Source organism: Bradyrhizobium sp. (genome assembly GCF_049691595.1).
In the GTDB taxonomy this organism is placed as follows: Bacteria; Pseudomonadota; Alphaproteobacteria; order Rhizobiales; family Xanthobacteraceae; genus Bradyrhizobium.
This window is the reverse complement of record NZ_JBAVNZ010000385.1, coordinates 1-2,451: the sequence shown is the minus strand read 5'-3', so window position 1 is coordinate 2,451 and position 2,451 is coordinate 1. Positions and strand designations below refer to the sequence as shown.

At 63.6% G+C, this 2,451-nt stretch carries 2 protein-coding genes; both read left to right on the top strand.

What is annotated here, in order from left to right; all coding sequences use genetic code 11:
* Positions 1-848 (top strand): tyrosine-type recombinase/integrase (locus tag WCE35_RS16695; RefSeq protein WP_424594436.1); only part of this gene is annotated, 848 nt, incomplete at its 5' end.
* 10 nt (positions 849-858) lie between these two features.
* Positions 859-2,058, top strand: coding sequence for an IS91 family transposase (locus WCE35_RS16690; protein ID WP_424594435.1), 1,200 nt, complete (start codon positions 859-861; stop codon positions 2,056-2,058).
* Positions 2,059-2,451 lie beyond the last annotated feature (393 nt).

Sequence of the window (2,451 nt, the reverse complement as noted above, 5' to 3'; positions counted from 1 at the left end):
AACGCATGCTCGAAGACATGAACATGCGCCGGTTCGTGCCCGATACGCAACGCGAGTATATCCGTGCTGTCAAGAAGCTCGCGAGCTTCCTCGGACGTTCCCCCGACAGCGCGACCCCCGAAGAGCTGCGCGCGTTCCAACTGCATCTGACCGAGACCGATTTGCAACCACAGAGCATCAACGCGACCGTGACGGCGCTCCGGTTCTTCTTCAAGGTGACGCTCGACCGGCCGGAGACGACGCGCCGTCTCGTGTTCGTCTACGAGCCGCGCAAGCTGCCGCGCGTGCTCTCGCCCGAAGAGGTGTTACGCCTGCTGGAGGCCGCACCCGGGCCCAAGCACAAGGCAGCGCTCAGCGTTGCCTACGGCGCTGGTCTGCGCGCCATGGAGGTGGTCGCGCTGAAGGTCTGCGATATTGATTCCAAGCGAATGATGATCCGCGTAAACCAGGGCAAAGGCGGCAAGGATCGCCATGCCATGCTGTCGCCAAAATTATTGGAGCTGCTGCGCGACTGGTGGCGCATCGCACAGCCAAAGGTGTGGATGTTCCCTGGCCGCGACCGCGTCAACCCGATGACGACGCGACAGCTCAATCGCGCCTGCCACACGGCCGCGGAACTGGCCGGGTTGCCCACATGGGTGGCACCGCACACGCTCAGACACAGCTTCGCCACACACCTGCTCGAGCAGAACATCGATATTCGTGTGATCCAGGTTTTGCTCGGGCATTCCAAGCTCGACACCACGGCGCGCTACACCCATGTGGCAACCAACATCATCCGTGAGGTCATAAGCCCACTGGACAGGCTGACGCCACTGGTGCCGAAGAAGGACGAACCGCCGGCGTAACGGGCCCCCCATGGCCCGTCCAGCTCTGGAGGTCGCGGACGTCTTCCGCGACCACGGGGCCGCGTGGCGTCACGCCAACCGCGGTCACGTCAGTCTGCTCCAGCTCAAGGTGATGAGCGCCATCGAGAACTGCCGCACGGCGGCCCTCGGCGGACACGTCGCGCGCGGCGAGGACTGCGCCCATACGACGATCGCCTACAACAGCTGCCGCAACCGGCACTGCCCGAAGTGTCAGGGCGCGGCAGCGCGCCAGTGGATGGCGGCGCGCGAGGCTGAACTGCTCCCGATTCCCTACTTCCACGTCGTCTTCACGCTGCCGTCGGCGGTTGGCGACATCGCCTACCAGAACAAGGCCGTGATCTACGATTTGTTGTTCAAGGCCTCGTCGGAGACGATGCTCACCATCGCCGCCGACCCGAAGCACCTCGGAGCCCGCATCGGCATCACGTCGGTATTGCACAGCTGGGGCTCGGCAATGACCCATCATCCACACCTGCACATGATCGTACCGGGCGGCGGGCTCTCCATCGATGACAGCCGTTGGATCTCATGCAAGCCAAACTTCCTTCTGCCTGTGCGTGTTCTGTCGAAGCTGTTTCGCCGCTTGATGCTGGAGAAGCTTCTGGCGGCACACGCAGCAGGCAGGCTGCAGTTTTTCGGCTCACACGCGCATCTGGCCGACGCCAAGGCGTTCGCGGCATTCCTCGCCCCGCTCGGCAAGAAGCGCTGGTTCGTCTACGCCAAGCGCCCGTTCGCGGGCCCGAAGGCCGTGCTCGCCTATCTGTCGCGCTACACCCACCGCGTCGCCATCTCGAACCGCCGCCTGATCGCAGTCGACCAGCGGAGCGTCACGTTCAAGGTCAAGGACTACAGGATCGAAGGCCCAGGCCGGTACACAACGATGACGCTCGACGTCGGCGAGTTCATCCGCCGGTTTCTCATCCACGTTCTGCCCAAGGGATTCCATCGCATCCGCCACTACGGCTTGCTCGCCAGCGCGAACCGCGCCGAGACGATCGCGCGAGCGCGCGAACTATTGGGGCTGGCCGCGCCTATGGCCGAGAAGGCGGTCGAAATCGATCCGGCGGCGGCGCAGCCACTCGCAAAGCCTTGTCCCCGCTGTGGCGGCCGCATGTTCGTCATCGAGACCTTCGAGGCCGGCTGCCAACCACATCACCGGCCGACGGCGATGGGGTTCGATACCTCATGAGCGAAAGCACAACATTCCGCAATTCCGCACCCGAATTACCAAGGGCTTTCCTCGCTGGTCAACGACCAGATACGCCACCGCTCGGCCGAACACATGTCCGGCGTTGCCTTCCGCACCGCGTGCATCCCCGAAACGCATCGCCAACGGTACTCAATCAAAGCCAATCGGCCGAACCTGCGAGCAAAACAACGTCATCGAGCTCCGCCGACTTCCGCACACCAACAGCCGCGCGATCAAATCTCCATAGCGCGCGGCAACCATCCTATCCAACCTCACGCGCGTTCCTTCACTGGAGGCTTTCGGACGACGGCCCCAGCGCAAGCCGAATCGTCGCGATGGGCCGTCATCCGAAACCCTTCACAGAAGCGGCCGCTCCTTTCGGAGGTAGTCACC